General features: G+C 74.0%; 12 protein-coding genes. 9 read left to right on the top strand and 3 right to left on the bottom strand.

The features are described from left to right. The 9 genes from AC3ANS_RS15515 to AC3ANS_RS15475 all read left to right on the top strand — a co-directional run bounded on the left by AC3ANS_RS15515 (position 1) and on the right by AC3ANS_RS15475 (position 12,207). Complete coding sequence (locus AC3ANS_RS15515) at positions 1-726, top strand: FAD binding domain-containing protein (RefSeq protein WP_488292480.1); 726 nt, start codon at positions 1-3, stop codon at positions 724-726. Further along, positions 723-3,641, top strand: a complete 2,919-nt coding sequence (locus AC3ANS_RS15510) for a molybdopterin-dependent oxidoreductase (protein WP_488292479.1) — start codon at positions 723-725, stop codon at positions 3,639-3,641. Before AC3ANS_RS15515 ends, AC3ANS_RS15510 begins: the two co-directional genes overlap by 4 nt. A gap of 9 nt (positions 3,642-3,650) precedes the next feature. After that, on the top strand, positions 3,651-5,051 hold the full coding sequence (hydA, locus tag AC3ANS_RS15505; RefSeq protein WP_488292478.1) for a dihydropyrimidinase: 1,401 nt from the start codon (positions 3,651-3,653) through the stop codon (positions 5,049-5,051). Positions 5,052-5,139: 88 nt separating this feature from the next. Further along, positions 5,140-6,597 (top strand): xanthine dehydrogenase small subunit, encoded by a 1,458-nt coding sequence (locus AC3ANS_RS15500; RefSeq protein WP_488292477.1) that lies wholly within the window; start codon positions 5,140-5,142, stop codon positions 6,595-6,597. Next, on the top strand, positions 6,594-8,897 hold the full coding sequence (gene xdhB, locus AC3ANS_RS15495; RefSeq protein ID WP_488292476.1) for a xanthine dehydrogenase molybdopterin binding subunit: 2,304 nt from the start codon (positions 6,594-6,596) through the stop codon (positions 8,895-8,897). The genes AC3ANS_RS15500 and xdhB overlap by 4 nt, the downstream gene beginning before the upstream one ends. Position 8,898: 1 nt before the next feature. Next, the gene (gene xdhC / locus AC3ANS_RS15490) at positions 8,899-9,762 is read left to right on the top strand and encodes a xanthine dehydrogenase accessory protein XdhC (protein ID WP_488292475.1); all 864 of its coding nucleotides are present in this window, start codon (positions 8,899-8,901) and stop codon (positions 9,760-9,762) included. Positions 9,763-9,795: 33 nt separating this feature from the next. Continuing rightward, positions 9,796-11,412 carry a GMC oxidoreductase gene (locus AC3ANS_RS15485; RefSeq protein WP_488292474.1) on the top strand — a complete coding sequence of 539 codons (1,617 nt, stop codon included), beginning with the start codon at positions 9,796-9,798 and terminating at the stop codon, positions 11,410-11,412. Then, the gene (locus AC3ANS_RS15480; RefSeq protein ID WP_488292473.1) at positions 11,409-11,867 is read left to right on the top strand and encodes a hypothetical protein; all 459 of its coding nucleotides are present in this window, start codon (positions 11,409-11,411) and stop codon (positions 11,865-11,867) included. Before AC3ANS_RS15485 ends, AC3ANS_RS15480 begins: the two co-directional genes overlap by 4 nt. Positions 11,868-12,012: 145 nt before the next feature. Continuing rightward, positions 12,013-12,207, top strand: a complete 195-nt coding sequence (locus tag AC3ANS_RS15475) for a carbohydrate-binding domain-containing protein (RefSeq protein ID WP_488292472.1) — start codon at positions 12,013-12,015, stop codon at positions 12,205-12,207. Between the two features lie 87 nt (positions 12,208-12,294). Here AC3ANS_RS15475 and AC3ANS_RS15470 read toward each other — a convergent pair whose 3' ends face one another. The 3 genes from AC3ANS_RS15470 to AC3ANS_RS15460 form a co-directional block, all read right to left on the bottom strand. Beyond that, positions 12,295-12,825, bottom strand: a complete 531-nt coding sequence (locus AC3ANS_RS15470; protein WP_488292471.1) for a hypothetical protein — start codon at positions 12,823-12,825, stop codon at positions 12,295-12,297. Between the two features lie 472 nt (positions 12,826-13,297). Further along, a complete protein-coding gene (locus AC3ANS_RS15465; protein ID WP_488292470.1) occupies positions 13,298-14,086 on the bottom strand; it encodes an MBL fold metallo-hydrolase in 789 nt (262 codons plus the stop codon). Between the two features lie 42 nt (positions 14,087-14,128). Then, on the bottom strand, positions 14,129-14,290 hold the full coding sequence (locus AC3ANS_RS15460; RefSeq protein ID WP_488292469.1) for a hypothetical protein: 162 nt from the start codon (positions 14,288-14,290) through the stop codon (positions 14,129-14,131). Between the last annotated feature and the right edge of the window lie 270 nt (positions 14,291-14,560).

Raw genomic sequence — 14,560 nt, 5'->3', positions numbered from 1 at the left:
ATGGTGACGGCTTCCGCCTACCGGCGCCCCTCGACGATCGACGACGCCCTCGAGCTGCTGGCCTGGTCCGGCGCGGTCGTGCTCGCCGGCGGCACGCGACTGAACGGCGACACCACGGCGCGGCAGGTCCAGGTGGTGGACCTGCAGGCGCTCCACCTCGACCGCATCCGGGCCGACGGCGAGCACCGGGTGTGCGTCGGTGCGATGACCACGCTGCAGCAGGTCGTCGACAGCGACCTGCTGCCCGCCGTCGTCCGGGAGGCCGCGCGCCGGGAGCGCCCGAGCACGCTGCGCGCGCAGGGCACGCTCGGTGGCTGCGTGGCGACCGGGGACGCGGAGAGCGAGCTGCTGGCCGCGTTGCTGGTCCACGAGGCCGTGGTGCAGGTCGAGAGCGCCGCCGGCTCCGAGGCGGTCGCGCTCGCGGAGGTCCTCGCCGGGTTGCCGTTCGCCGGGGGCCACCTGATCACCGCGGTGTCGGTGCGCACCGACGGCCGAGCCGCCGCCGTCCGCACCGCCCGCACCCCGGCCGACACGGCGATCGTCGCGGCCGTCGGCCGGGAGGCCGAGGGCGTACGACGCATCGCGCTCACCGGGGTGGCCCCGACCCCGATCCTCGTGGAGCCCGGGGACGAGCTCGATCCGCCCGCGGACTTCCGGGGCTCGAGCGACTACCGCCAGGCCCTGGCCCGCGTCCTGACGACCCGAGTGGTGGAGGCGATCTCGTGACGAGCACGGCGGACATCCAGATCACGCTCAACGGTGCGCCGCAGCACCTCACCTGCGCGCCCGGCGACTCGCTGCTGACCGTGCTGCGCCGGCTCGGCTGCTTCAGCGTCCGGTACGGCTCCGAGACGGGCGAGACCGGGGCGGCCGCCGTGCTGCTCGACGGCCGGCTGGTCGCCGCCGACGTGCTGCTCGCCGCCCAGGCCGGTGGCCACCAGGTGACGACCGTCGAGTCGCTGAACGTGGCGACCGGCGAGCTCCACCCGATCCAGGCCGCGTTCGTCGAGTCCGGCGCCCTGCAGTCCGGATACTCGGCGGGCGCCATGGTGCTGGCCACCCTGGCGCTGCTCGAGCGGACGCCCGACCCGTCGGAGTGGGAGATCCGCGACGCGTTCTCGGGGATCCTCGACCGCGAGACCGGCTACGTGAAGGTCGTCGACGCCGTCCAGCGGGCGGCGGCGCTGCTGCGCGGCGAGAAGCCGGAGCCGATGGCGCCGGTGCCGGTCGAGCGACTGACCGAGGGCGGCGGAGCACCGGTCCCGGAGGCACCGCTGGCGAGGCCGCGCCTGGTCCCGGCGTCCGACGTACCTGCCACCCAGGTCGTCGGCACGGGTGCGCCCAAGGTCGACGCAGTCAAGCTGGTGAAGGGCAACCCGGCGTTCGTCGACGACATCGAGCTGCGCGGGATGCTCTACGCCAAGGTGCTGCGCAGCCCGCACGCCCACGCCCGCATCGTCGCCATCGACGACTCCGCGGCCCGTGCGCTGCCCGGCGTGCACGCCGTGCTGCACACGTTCAACACCCCGCGGGTGAAGTACGCCTCCGGCGGCCAGAGCTGGCCCAACCCCCGGCCCTGGGACCAGGTGAGCTTCGACGACAAGGTCCGCCACGTCGGCGACCGGGTCGCCGCGGTGGCCGCCGAGAGCGTCGCGATCGCCGAGGAGGCGTGCCGCCTGATCGAGGTGACGTACGACGTGCTGCCTGCCGTCTTCGACGAGGTCGAGGCGATCAAGCCCGGAGCACCCGTCATCCACGACGAGGACGACACCGAGGGGATCCTCGACGCGTCGCGCAACATCCCGCGCGAGGTCAACGGCCAGACCGTGCCCGACGAGCAGGTGGAGGCGGCGTTCGACGCGGCCCCGCACGTGTTCGAGCGGACCTCCCACGTCCAGCAGCAGCACACCTGCCCGATCGAGCCGGCCATCACCATCGGCTGGCTGGACGAGGACGAGCGCCTGGTGCTGCGCAGCTCCACCCAGGTGCCGTTCCACGCCCGTCGGATGGTCGCGCCACTGCTGGGCCTGCCGGTCAAGCAGATCCGGGTGATCAAGCCCCGCATCGGCGGCGGGTTCGGTGGCAAGCAGGAGATGCTGCTCGAGGACGTCGTCGGGCACCTGGTGCTGGCCACCCGCCGGCCGGTCCGGCTCGAGCTCACCCGCGAGGAGGAGTTCGTCTCCGCGCGGATCCGGCACGCCCAGACGGTGACGTTCCGTGCCGCCGTCGACGACGAGGGCCGGCTGCTCGCCCTGGACCACCACGTGGTCGGCAACACCGGCCCCTACGCGACGCACGGCTTCACCGTGCAGTCGGTCTCCGGGCAGCGCGGCCTCTCGCAGTACAACTGCCCGGCGAAGCGCTACCACGCCGACGTCGCCTACACGAACCGGCCGGTGGCCGGTGCCTTCCGCGGCTACGGCGCCCCGCAGGCGCTGTTCGCCCTGGAGTCGCTCATGGACGACATCGCGCACGGCCTCGGCATGGACCCGGTCGAGCTGCGCCGGAAGAACTGGGTGCGCGCGGGTGACCCCCTCGACATCCTGCCCGCCCTCGGCGAGCGCGGTGCGGCCGAGATTGCCGGTGACGTGCCGCGGGTGACCAGCTGCGCCACTGACGAGTGTGTCGCCCAGGCCGTGCGCGCGATCGGCTGGGAACGGCGCAACGATCCGACGTGGAAGCAGCCGCAGGACCGGCCCCACATCCGGCGTGGGATCGGGTTCGCCCTGTGCATGCAGGCGACGGCGATCCCCAACCTCGACATGGGCGGTGCCTCGATCAAGATGAACGACGACGGGTCGTTCAACCTGCTGTTCGGCGCCACCGACCTCGGCACCGGCGCCGACACGGTGCTGGCCCAGATCGCCGCCGAGGTGCTCGGGGTCGAGACCGACGACATCATCGTGTACGCCGCGGACACCGACCTGACGCCGTTCGACGTGGGCGCCTACGCGGACAGCACGACGTACATCTCCGGCATGGCGGTGAAGAAGGCGGCGGACGCCGTGCGCGAGCGGATCGTGCTGCGGGCCGCCCGGCTGCTGGGGCTCGACGACCCCGGCGAGGTGGAGCTGCGGAGCAAGCAGGCCTGGGCGCCCGACGGGCGGTCGGTGACGCTGCAGGACATCGCCCTGCACGCCCTCCACCTCGAGGACCAGGAGCAGATCATGGCGACCACGTCGCACGTGTCCGGCGAGTCGCCGCCGCCGTTCGCCGCCCAGACGGTCGAGGTCGAGGTGGACCTCGACACCGGTCAGGTCACGGTCACCAAGCTCGTCATGGCCGTCGACGCCGGCGTCGTCATCAACCCCACGACCGCCAGCGGCCAGGTCGAGGGCGCGATGGTGCAGGCGCTGGGCTACGCGCTCACCGAGGACCTGGTCCTCGACGAGGCCGGCCGGGCGGTCAACGCACAGTTCGGTCCGTACTGGATCTTCCGGCCCGACGACACGCCCCCGATGGAGGTCTTCCTGGTGCAGACGATGGAGCCGAGCGGCCCGTTCGGCGCGAAGTCGATCGGCGAGATCGCGATCGACGGGGTGGCGCCCGCCGTGCGCAACGCGATCCTCGACGCGACCGGGGTCACCGTCAACGAGCTCCCGCTCACCCCCGAGCGGGTGTGGCGGGCGCTGCACGCCTAGCCGGGCACGATGCCGAACGATCTGCTGGTCCGCGGCGGGACCGTCGTGGACGCGGGCGGCGCGCGCCGCGCCGACGTGCTGGTCCGCGACGGCCGGATCGCGGCCGTCGAGCCGAGGCTGACGACCGAAGGAGCCGGGGGCGCCGAGGTCGTCGACGCCGGTGGGGCGTACGTCGTCCCCGGCGGCATCGACGTGCACACCCACTTCGCGCTCCCGGTCGGGGCGGTCACCTCGGCCGACGACTTTGAGTCCGGGACCCTGGCCGCGGCCTGCGGCGGCACCACCTGCGTGGTCGACTTCGCGGGCGCCGGACGGGAGCCGTGGCAGGAGGCGCTGGCCACCTGGCACGAGCGGGCACGGGACCGGGCGGTGATCGACTACGGGTTCCACCTCACGGTCACCGAGCTCCCGGAGGATCCCGAGGACGCGGCCGGACGGTTCGCGGAGTTCGCTACCCACGGGGTCACCAGCGTGAAGCTGTACCTCGCCTATCCGGACCGGCTGATGGTCGACGACGCCACGCTCGGCCGGGCGCTCGCCGCGTCCCGGCGTACCGGCGTGCGCGTCTGCGTGCACGCCGAGGACGGTGCGGGCGTCGAGGCCCTGGTCGCTGCGTCGATCGAGGCCGGCCGGACCGGTCCCGAGGCGGTGCCCGCGGCCCGTCCGCCCTCGGTCGAGGCCGAGGCGATCGGGCGGGCCGCAGCCCTGGCCGGCGCGGCGGGTGCGTGGCTCTACGTCGTGCACCTCTCGAGCGAGGCCGGGCTGCGGGCCGTCCTCGACGCCCGGGCCGCCGGGGTCGACGTCCACGCCGAGACCTGTCCGCACTACCTGCACCTCGACGCGTCTCACCTCGCGGCGGGGGAGCAGGACTTCGTGTGCGCGCCTCCGCTGCGCGGGGCGAGCGACCGGGCTGCACTCTGGGCGGCGCTCGGCGCCGGGGACGTGGAGGTCGTCTCGACCGACCACTGCCCGTTCACGCGGGCCGACCGGCGGCGGGGCACCGGGGGTGACGGATGGGCCGACTTCCGGCAGATCCCGGGCGGCCTCAGCGGCGTCGAGACGCGACTGTCGTTGGTCTTCCAGGGCGTGCTGTGCGGCGCCCTCTCGCTCGAGAGGTGGGTGGCGGCCACCGCGGGTACGCCGGCGCGGCTGTTCGGCCTGGACGGCGCCAAGGGCGCGGTTCGGCCCGGGCTGGACGCCGACCTCGTGGTGTTCGACCCCGGCGCCACCCGGCGCCTGGATGCCTCACGCCTGCACTCGCGCTGCGACCACAGCCCCTACGCGGGCTGCATCGTCACCGGGTGGCCGGCCCTCACCCTGAGCCGGGGAGAGGTGGTCGCGGTCGACGGTGAGCCGACCGATCCGACGCCCGGCCGGGGCCGCTTCGTGCGGAGGTCGCCGCTGGACTGACAGGGGAGTGCCCGCGCAGCCGGATCGAGCCGTGCGGGCAGGCAGCCGCGTAAAGTCGTCGTCGCGTTGCATGCGTGAGGAGTCCGGCATGGAGGCACCCAGCGTCTCGAGCATCACCGTCAACGGCGCGACGCGGCCCCTCGCCGGGGTGTCGCCGCACACGACGGCGCTGGAGTGGCTGCGCAGCATCGGGCTCACCGGCGCCAAGGAGGGCTGCGCCGAGGGCGAGTGCGGCGCCTGCGCGGTGCTGGTCGCCCGCCCCGACGGCGAGCGCAGCCAGTGGACCGCCGTCAACGCCTGCCTGATCCCCGCGGCCGCACTCGACGGCCAGGAGGTGGTCACGGCCGAGGGCCTCGGCGGCCCCGTCGACCTGCATCCCGTCCAGCGCGAGCTGGCCGCCCGGGGCGGCTCGCAGTGCGGCTACTGCACCCCGGGCTTCGTGTGCAGCATGGCCGCGGAGTTCTACCGCCGCGACCGGACGCCCGATGCCGGACCGGGCGACGGCGAGCACGGGCCCAACGGGTTCGACCTCGCGGCCCTGAGCGGCAACCTGTGCCGGTGCACCGGCTACCGCCCGATCCGCGACGCGGCCTACGCCCTGGGCGTGCCCGCCGCGGACGACCCGCTGGCGGAGCGGCTCGACCGGCCGGCTCCGGCGCCCACGGCGACCCGGGTCGCCGACCGGACCGGCCTCTTCGTCCGGCCGCGGGACCTCGCCGAGACACTCGCGCTCCTCCAGGAGCACCCCGACGCGACACCGGTCGCGGGCTGCACCGACTGGGGCGTCGAGGTCAACCTCCGCGGCGTCCGTGCGCCGTACGTCGTCGCGGTCGACCACCTCCCCGAGCTGCGTGAGCTGTCGATCCCCACCGCGACCGGCGGCGACTTCGAGCTCGGCGCCGCGCTCCCGCTCTCCGAGATCGAGACCGCGCTGGCGGGACGGGTGCCGCTGCTTGCCGAGCTGTTCCCGCTGTTCGCGTCGCGGCTGATCCGCAACGCCGCCACGATCGGCGGCAACCTGGCGACCGCATCCCCGATCGGTGACCTCGCACCAGCCCTGCTGGCGCTGGAGGCGAGCGTGCTCCTCGTCTCCGCCGACGGTGACCGCGAGGTGCCGCTGGACCGCTACTTCACCGGCTACCGCCGCACCGCGCTGCAGCCGGGCGAGCTCGTCCTCGCGGTGCGGATCCCGCAGCCGCTCGCGGAGCTCACCGCCTTCCACAAGGTCGCCAAGCGGCGGTACGACGACATCTCCAGCGTGGCGGTCGCCTTCGCCCTCGACGTCGCCGACGGTGTCGTCGTCCGGGCCCGGATCGGCCTCGGCGGGGTCGCGGCGACGCCGATCCGCGCGCTGGCGGCCGAGGCCGCGCTCGAGGGTCGGCCGTGGTCGGCCGACACCGCCCGCGTGGCCGCCGGCGTCCTGCGCACGGAGGGCAGGCCGATCGACGACCACCGGGCCAGCGCCCGCTACCGGGCCGCGATGCTCGAGCAGGCCCTGCTCGGGCTGTGGGCCTCCCACGCCACAGGCGGGGAGGTGCCGGCATGAGCGAGCTGTCCGGTCGCCCGGCCGACGCGGTCGTCGGGCTCGAGGTGCCGCACGAGAGCGCGGCCCTCCACGTCACGGGTGCGGCGCTGTTCACCGACGACCTCGTCGTACGCACCCGCGACTGCCTGCACGCCCACCCGGTCCAGGCCCCGCACGCCCACGCCCGGGTGACCGCGTTGCGGACCGCCGCGGCCCTCCAGGTGCCCGGGGTCGTCCGGGTGCTCACCGCCGACGACGTCCCCGGTGTCAACGACGCCGGGGTGCACGAGGACGAGCCGCTGTTCCCGCACGAGGTCAGCTACTTCGGCCACGCCGTCTGCTGGGTGCTGGCGGAGACGCTGGAGGCCGCCCGCCTCGGCGCCGCCGCCGTCGAGGTCGACTACGAGCCCCTGCCCTCGATCCTGCTGGTGACCGAGGCGATCGCCGCCGGGAGCTTCCAGGGCGGGCGGCCCACGATCGAGCGCGGCGACGTGGAGCTCGGCCTCGCCTCCTCCGCCCACGTGTTCAGCGGCCTCACCGAGACGGCGGGCCAGGAGCACTTCTACCTCGAGACCCAGTGCTCGCTGGCGCACGTCGACGAGGCCGGACAGGTCTTCGTCCAGAGCAGCACCCAGCACCCCGCCGAGACCCAGGAGGTCGTCGCGCACGTGCTCGGCCTCCGCGACCACCAGGTGACCGTGCAGTCGCTGCGCATGGGCGGGGCGTTCGGCGGCAAGGAGATGCAGCCGCACGGGTACGCCGCGATCGCGGCGCTCGGCGCGGTCATCACCGGCCGGCCGGTGCGGGTCCGGCTCACCCGCGCCCAGGACCTGACGATGACCGGCAAGCGGCACGGGTTCCACACCCGGTGGCGGGTCGGGTTCGACGCGGACGGGCGGCTGCAGGCACTGGACGCCACGCTCACCGCGGACGGTGGGTGGAGCCTCGACCTCTCCGAGCCGGTGCTGGCGCGGGCGCTGTGCCACGTCGACAACGCGTACTTCGTCCCCCACGTGCGCCTGCACGGACGGATCGCGCGCACCCACAAGGCGTCCTCGACCGCGTTCCGCGGGTTCGGTGGGCCCCAGGGCATGCTCGTCATCGAGGACATCCTCGGCCGCTGCGCGCCCGCGCTCGGCATCGATCCGCTGGAGCTGCGCCGCCGCAACTTCTACACCGAGGGCCAGAGCACGCCGTACGGCCAGGTGGTGCGGCACCCCGAGCGCGCCGGCCAGGTCTGGGACCAGGTCCTGGCCACCGGTCGGGTCGAGGAGCGGCGGGCGGAGATCGCCGCGTTCAATGCCACCCACCCCCACACCAAGCGCGGGCTCGCGGTGACCCCGGTGAAGTTCGGGATCGCGTTCAACTTCAAGGCGTTCAACCAGGCCGGGGCACTGGTCCACGTCTACAAGGACGGCTCCGTGCTGATCAACCACGGCGGCACCGAGATGGGGCAGGGCCTCCACACCAAGATGCTGCAGGTGGCGGCCACGACCCTGCGCGTGCCGCTGCCGCGGGTGCGGCTGGCCCCGACCCGCACCGACAAGGTCCCTAACACCTCCGCCACGGCCGCGAGCTCGGGGGCCGACCTGAACGGGGCCGCGGTCAAGCACGCCTGCGAGCAGATCCGGGCCCGCCTCGACGAGCTCGCGGCCGGCCGGGAGCTGGCCTGGGAGGACCTCGTGATGGAGGGCTACCTCAACCGGGTGCCGCTGTGGGCCGCGGGCTTCTACCGGACCGAGGGGCTGGAGTGGGACGCCGCCCGGATGCAGGGCCATCCGTTCAAGTACTTCGCGTACGGCGCGGCCGCGGCCGAGGTCGAGGTCGACGGGTTCACCGGGGCCCACCGCACCCGCCGGGTCGACATCGTCCACGACGTCGGCGACAGCCTCTCGCCGTTGGTCGACCTCGGACAGATCGAGGGCGGCTTCGCGCAGGGCGCCGGCTGGCTCACGCTCGAGGACCTGCGCTGGGACGAGTCGGACGGCCCGACCCGGGGCCGGCTGGCGACCCGGGCCGCGAGCACCTACAAGCTGCCCAGCCTCAGCGAGCTGCCCAAGGTCATGCACGTGTCGCTCCTGCCGGGTGCTCACGAGGACGGCGCGGTCTATGGCGCCAAGGCCGTGGGGGAGCCGCCCCTGATGCTGGCGTTCTCGGTGCGCGAGGCGATCCGGGCCGCCATCGCCGCGTTCGGCCCCGAGGGGGCCGGCGTCGAGCTGCCGTCCCCGGCCACGCCCGAGGCGGTGTTCTGGGCGATCGAGCGTGCCCGGTCCGCGGCGCCCGACACGCCCGTGGTCCCGGCCCTGGCCGGGGGCGATTGAGATGCCGTGGCAGAGCGTGGTCGAGGAGCTGCGCCGCGAGCGCCGTGCGGGCGTCCTCGTCACCGTGACGCAGGTGCGCGGCCACGCCCCGCGCGAGGCCGGCGCCAAGATGGTCGTCGCGTTGCGAGACCCCGGGGCCGGTGCGGGCTCGACCTCCCCGGTGCAGGCGTGGGGGACGATCGGGGGCGGCAACCTCGAGGAGACCGCCCTCGCCCGCGCGGCCGAGCTCCTCGAGGTCCCGCCCGGACCGCCGGAGTCCCTCACACTGCAGCTCAACGAGCACGCCCGCACCGACCACGGCCGCCAGTGCTGCGGCGGCGAGGTGACGCTGCTGCTCGAGCACCTCCCGGTGCCGGCGGCCGTCGCCGTCTTCGGTGCCGGCCACGTCGGCCTCGAGCTCGCCCGGATCCTGTCGCGTCAGGAGCTGGAGCTGCACCTGGTCGACTCGCGGGCCGACCGCGTCGACGCCGCGCGACTGGCGTTCCTCGACGACGGCCCGGCCTCACTCCACCTGCACCACGCACCGCTTCCCGAGCTCGTCCTCGGCGAGCTGCCGCGGAGCGCTCACGTGCTGGTGATGACGCACGACCACGCCGAGGACTTCGCCCTCTGCGACGCCGCGCTGCGGTGTGAGCACCTGGCCTCGATCGGCTTGATCGGGTCCTCCGCGAAGTGGCGGCGCTTCCAGCACGGGCTCGAGCTCGAGGGGCACCCGGCGGCCGCGATCGCGCGCATCCGGTGCCCGATCGGGCGACCCGAGCTCGGGGGCAAGGAGCCCGCGACCATCGCGGTCGGAGTCGCGGCCGACCTCCTGGCCCGGGTCGCCCCCGCGGCCGTCGGAGCTCCACCGCGCGGGATCACCTGACGGCATGACCGTGACAGCACTACTGTTACGGTCATGCCGGAGTTCGACGCTGACGTGGTCGTGGTGGGCAGTGGCTTCGGCGGAGCGGTCACGGCGCTGCGCCTGACCGAGGCCGGCCACCGCGTCCTGGTGCTCGAGAAGGGTCGCCGACTCCGCGACGAGGACCTGGTCCGCGCCCGGCGGGACCCGCGCGCCTACCTCTGGCAGCCGGGGGCCGGCCTGCGCGGGTTCTTCTGGCAGCGGATCTTCCGGCACGTCGCGATCATCGGCGCGACCGGCGTCGGCGGCGGCTCCACCGTGTGGGCCGGGGTGCTGCTCGAGCCGCGTGACGGCTTCTACGCCGATCCCGCGTGGTCGCACCTGCATGCCGACTGGCGCGCCGAGCTCCGGCCGCACCTGGACCGGGCCGCCGGCATGCTGGGACGCGTCGTCACGCCGCACCGGGGGCCGATGGACGACCACCTCCGGGCCGCGGCCGAGCACGTCGGCGCGGGCGCGACGTACGGACCGGTGCCGGTCGCCATCCACTTCGGTCGCGAGGGTGTCACCGAGCCGGACCCGTTCTTCGGCGGCGAGGGTCCGCCCCGGACCGGGTGCCGGCTCTGCGGCGAGTGCCTGCTCGGCTGTCCGTACGGCGCCAAGAACCAGCTCACCCGCAACTACCTCCACCTCGCCGAGCGGTACGGCGCCGAGGTGCGCGCCGAGCACGAGGTGACGGCGATCCGCCCGCTGGCCGGTGGCGGCTACGAGGTCTCGGTCGCCCACCCCTGGCGGCGTGCGTCGATGTCCCCGCTCCGGGCCCGTCGCGTGGTGCTGGCGGGCGGCGTGCTCGGGACGCTCGACCTGCTGTTCCGGTGCCGCGACGAGCTGGGCACGCTGCCGCACGTCTCGCCGATGCTCGGCCGGCGCGTGCGCACCAACAGCGAGGCGCTCACCGCGGTGCTCCAGCCGCCGGGGGAGGACCTGTCGCGGGGCCCGACGATCACCAGCGACTTCTACCCCGACCCCGACACCCACGTGACCCAGAACCGGTTCGTCGGCGGGTGGCACATGCGGCTCCAGGTCGGGCCGATCGTGGACGGGGAGCGCCGGTGGGGCCGCGCCGCGCGCACCCTCGGCCGGCTCGCGCTCTCGCCGGTGGCACAGGTCCGCGCGATGGCGGCGCGCGGCTTCGAGCGCCGGCTGACGGTGCTCACCGTCATGCAGCACCTCGACAACGAGCTGGCCTTCGAGCGCCGGCGGTCCCCGCTCCGGCCCTGGCGCCGGGTGCTGCGCTCACGCGCGGTGCCGGGACGCCAGGCGCCCAGCTACCTGCCGGTGGCCAACCAGGTCACCCGCGCCTTCGCCGAGTCCTCGGGCGGCACCCCGCTGAACCTGCTGGGCGAGACCGTCGGCGGACTGTCGGTGACCGCGCACATCCTGGGCGGTGCGGTGATGGGCGCCTCCCCGGACGACGGGGTCGTGGACACCTCGCACGAGGTGTTCGGCCATCCCGGCCTCTACGTCGCCGACGCCAGCACGATCCCGGCGAACCTCGGAGTGAACCCGTCGCTGACGATCACGGCGCTGGCCGAGCGCTTCGCCGCGCTGTTCCCCGACGCGCCCGAGGACGCCGTACGCCGGGCACCGATCGTGGCGCGCACCCGATGAGTGGCGTGCTCGCGCTGGTCCGCGCGTGGTCGGACCTCCCCGCACCGCGCCTCGACGACGTGTCCGGCACGCTGCGCGCCGAGTTCGTGGCGCCCCTGCGGCAGGTCGCCCCCGTCGGGCTCGGACTGGTCGGCCTCCCGCGCTGGCACGGCAAGCGGTTCGTCGCTGCCGGCCCGGGCGAGCTGACCGGGGTCAACCTCGTCCGGAGCCGCGACGGGTCGGGCTCCCTCGAGGAGCGGCTGCCCATGCGCGCCGTGCTCGGGACCGGCGTGGCCGACGGGCTGCCCGCGGTGGTCGTCACCTATCCGGTCGACGGGCCCCGGCCGTGGCGCTGGGTCCGCGACGAGCTGCGCGTGGCGCCCGACGGGTCGCTGGTCGGCATGTCGTACGTCGACCGCCCGCTGCTGCGCCGCGCCGGACTGCCGTTCCTGCTCCGACGCCCGGACGTGACCTAGGGTCCGGCTCCGAGGACCGCGCTGGTGCGCCCCAGCGGGCCGCGCCCGTCGGGATCGTCGATGGGCATGTGGACCGACCAGCCCGACGCGGAGCTCGCCACCGGGACCTTCTTCCACGGCTCGCGGCGGGGCCTCGCGGCTCGGGGTGCGTCGGCCCGGGGGCGTCGCGCTCGAGACCCGGCACGTTCGCGACTCCCCGCACCGGACCGCGACGCTGTTCTCGATGGCCGACCTGACCATCGGCGGCACCGGGCCGCTCACGGTCACCGGCGCGAGCAACGACGGCATCACCAGCAAGGACGGCCTGGTGATCCTGTCCGGGACGATCACGGTTGGGTGATGCCCAGTCGAACTGCCGGGGTTGTGGGGGGAGTGCGGCGTGCGTGTGCGCCTCCTGTGCGTCACCCGAGCTCGTCGGGCCGCGTCCCTAGAAGCTGTCGGCGACCATCACGGTGTCGTATCCGAGCGGCAGCCGTGCGGTCGTCGAGAAGCACATCATGGGCAGGGTCTGGCCCGGGTCGACCGACGGGCAGGAGCAGTCGACCTCAGCGAGCCACGTGCTGCCTCGGCGGAACGTGAACGCGTAGCGCAGGTCCGCCGTGTGGTCCCCGGTGTTGGTGACGCGCAACCCCTCGATCGTCGGCCCGCCGAGGGTCTCCTCGCCGACCGTCCATCCTCGGGCCGCCCGGAATCCCGCCAGCAGGAAGGCCTTGCCGGTCCGGACCTCCTGCGAGGTGACCGATGCGGGAGAGGTCGCGACCTCGTAGGCGCCGCTGTACTCGTAGGCGACGTGGCCGACCGCCGCGAGGCAACCGCCGACGGTCAGCACCAACGCGAGCACCGTGCCGAGGGCGATCGCCTGGAGCGGGTCGCGGCGTCGCTTCGCCGGGGTGACGGCGTAGAACCCCCAGGGGGTGAGCTGCGGCCCGGACTCGGGCTTGCGACGCAGGTGGACCATGTCGGCGACGGCTTCCTCAGGGCGCTCGCCCTGTTCTTTCCACGCTAGCCAGTCGGCACGGCTTCTGCCGCAGAAGTGCGGAACGATGCACGTGAGGTGCACCATCTGGAGTCAGCGGACCGCGCCGTCCAGCACGCTGGGCCGCATACCCGACGGCCGCCAGGGTGCGGCGACGACCTGCAGGTCGAGTGCCTGGTGCCCCAGGTCGGTGCGATCGCGGCCGAGCCGTGACCGCACGCGTCGCGGGTGATCGCCGCGCGGGGCCCGGAGGGAACGAACGGGGACGGGGCGGGTCGAGCAGTCAGGGGCGCCGGCGCGGCACCCAGAAGTTGACCACCAGGAAGGCGGCCGCCAGCGCCGCGGTGATCACCAGTGCGGTCATCACGATCCGTCACCCCGTTCTGTGTGCTCAGGTCTCGTGGGGCAGCGGTACCCCGCGGTCCGTGCCGCAATCGCCTCTCCGGGATCCCGCTCAGTCGAGGGGCACGGTGTCCCCCTGGGCGACCGGCCGCACGGTGGTGGGCGCCGACCGCTCTCGGCATTCCTGGAGGAAGTCCTCGAGCGGTGAGCGGAAGACCCGGTAGTCGTTGTGGTGGACGGGCACGGTGATCGCAGGTCTGAGCAGGTCGACGAGTCGGACGCCCTGGTGTGCGTCCATGGTCACCGTCATGCCCAGGATGCGTGTGCCGCCGAGGTGGACGAGCATCGCGTCGATCGGGCCGGTGCGGTCGCGGACGTCACGCAGCCAGGGTCGGTAGAGGGTGTCGCCGGTGATGTAGAGACGGAAGGGCTCGCTCGCGCCCGGGCTGTGCAGCTCCAACACCGAACCCATCACCGGCGGCAGCAGGGCCTGGGCGATGCCCGGTGCGTGGCGCCCGGGAACCGCCGTGATGGTCAGCCGGTGCCCCTCGGCCGCCAGCGCGGTCTGCTCCCACGGCGCGAGCCCCGCGGCGTGGCCGAACCCCCATCGATCCAGGCGCCGAGCCGCGCTGGGCGTGCTCAGCACCGGGAGGTCGCGGTCGAGCTGCTGGCGTGCCAACCGGTCGAAGTGGTCGCCGTGGAGGTGCGAGAGGACGACGGCGTCCAGCCTCGGGAGATCGGCCGGCTGCCGGGAGGGCTCGGTCAGCCGGCGGCTGAACAGGCCCTTGCCCAGGTAGGCGTGCTGTCCCCGATGGAGGAAGTTGGGGTCGGTCAGGATCGTGAACGGCCCCAGCCGCAGGAGGGTGGTGGCCGTGCCGATGAACTCCAACGTGCGGTGCATGCGCTCCGGTATCCGCGTCGCCGGGCGGCAACCCTCGGCGTCCTAGTCGGGCGGTTCGGAGAGGTCGAGCCCGTCGTCACCGTCGTCGCGCCGAGTCGCGGACCCGGACCGGGTCTCGATGCTCGGACTCGGCGCGTGGACGAGCCGCTCCTCAAGCTGCTCGACGATCATCTCCGAACGGACGGCCCCGGGAGGGGTGTCCATCAGGACCGCTCTGCAGGCGCGGGGCGGAGCCGGTGCTGATCACGGTGAGCTGCTGGGCCACGCGGCAACGCATCCGGGCGACGACGAGGTACCAGAGCGACGGGGTGTCCACACGGCGTACGTGGTGTCCTGGGTTCGAGGGGCCCTGCCGATTCGCCAACTCGCCAATTACGTGGTCTTCGTTCATCATCCTGCTCGATTCTGCGATGGCGCTGCTGCCCTGCCAGAGCGGAGTCGCGGCTGTTCACGACGCTCGCTTGGTACCCCGCC

Source organism: Nocardia sp. 149-1B (assembly GCF_057747975.1).
Note: the sequence above shows the minus strand (reverse complement) of the source record. Positions and strands in the feature narration are given on the sequence as shown.

Excerpts from the sequence above, each read along its gene's own strand:
- AC3ANS_RS15485 (WP_488292474.1), top strand. The coding sequence starts at position 9,796 with ATGCCGGAGTTCGACGCTGACGTGGTCGTGGTGGGCAGTGGCTTCGGC.
- xdhC (WP_488292475.1), top strand. The coding sequence starts at position 8,899 with ATGCCGTGGCAGAGCGTGGTCGAGGAGCTGCGCCGCGAGCGCCGTGCG.
- AC3ANS_RS15480 (WP_488292473.1), top strand. The coding sequence starts at position 11,409 with ATGAGTGGCGTGCTCGCGCTGGTCCGCGCGTGGTCGGACCTCCCCGCA.
- AC3ANS_RS15500 (WP_488292477.1), top strand. The coding sequence starts at position 5,140 with ATGGAGGCACCCAGCGTCTCGAGCATCACCGTCAACGGCGCGACGCGG.
- AC3ANS_RS15515 (WP_488292480.1), top strand. The coding sequence starts at position 1 with ATGGTGACGGCTTCCGCCTACCGGCGCCCCTCGACGATCGACGACGCC.
- AC3ANS_RS15470 (WP_488292471.1), bottom strand. The coding sequence starts at position 12,825 with ATGGTCCACCTGCGTCGCAAGCCCGAGTCCGGGCCGCAGCTCACCCCC.
- hydA (WP_488292478.1), top strand. The coding sequence starts at position 3,651 with ATGCCGAACGATCTGCTGGTCCGCGGCGGGACCGTCGTGGACGCGGGC.
- xdhB (WP_488292476.1), top strand. The coding sequence starts at position 6,594 with ATGAGCGAGCTGTCCGGTCGCCCGGCCGACGCGGTCGTCGGGCTCGAG.
- AC3ANS_RS15460 (WP_488292469.1), bottom strand. The coding sequence starts at position 14,290 with ATGGACACCCCTCCCGGGGCCGTCCGTTCGGAGATGATCGTCGAGCAG.
- AC3ANS_RS15465 (WP_488292470.1), bottom strand. The coding sequence starts at position 14,086 with ATGCACCGCACGTTGGAGTTCATCGGCACGGCCACCACCCTCCTGCGG.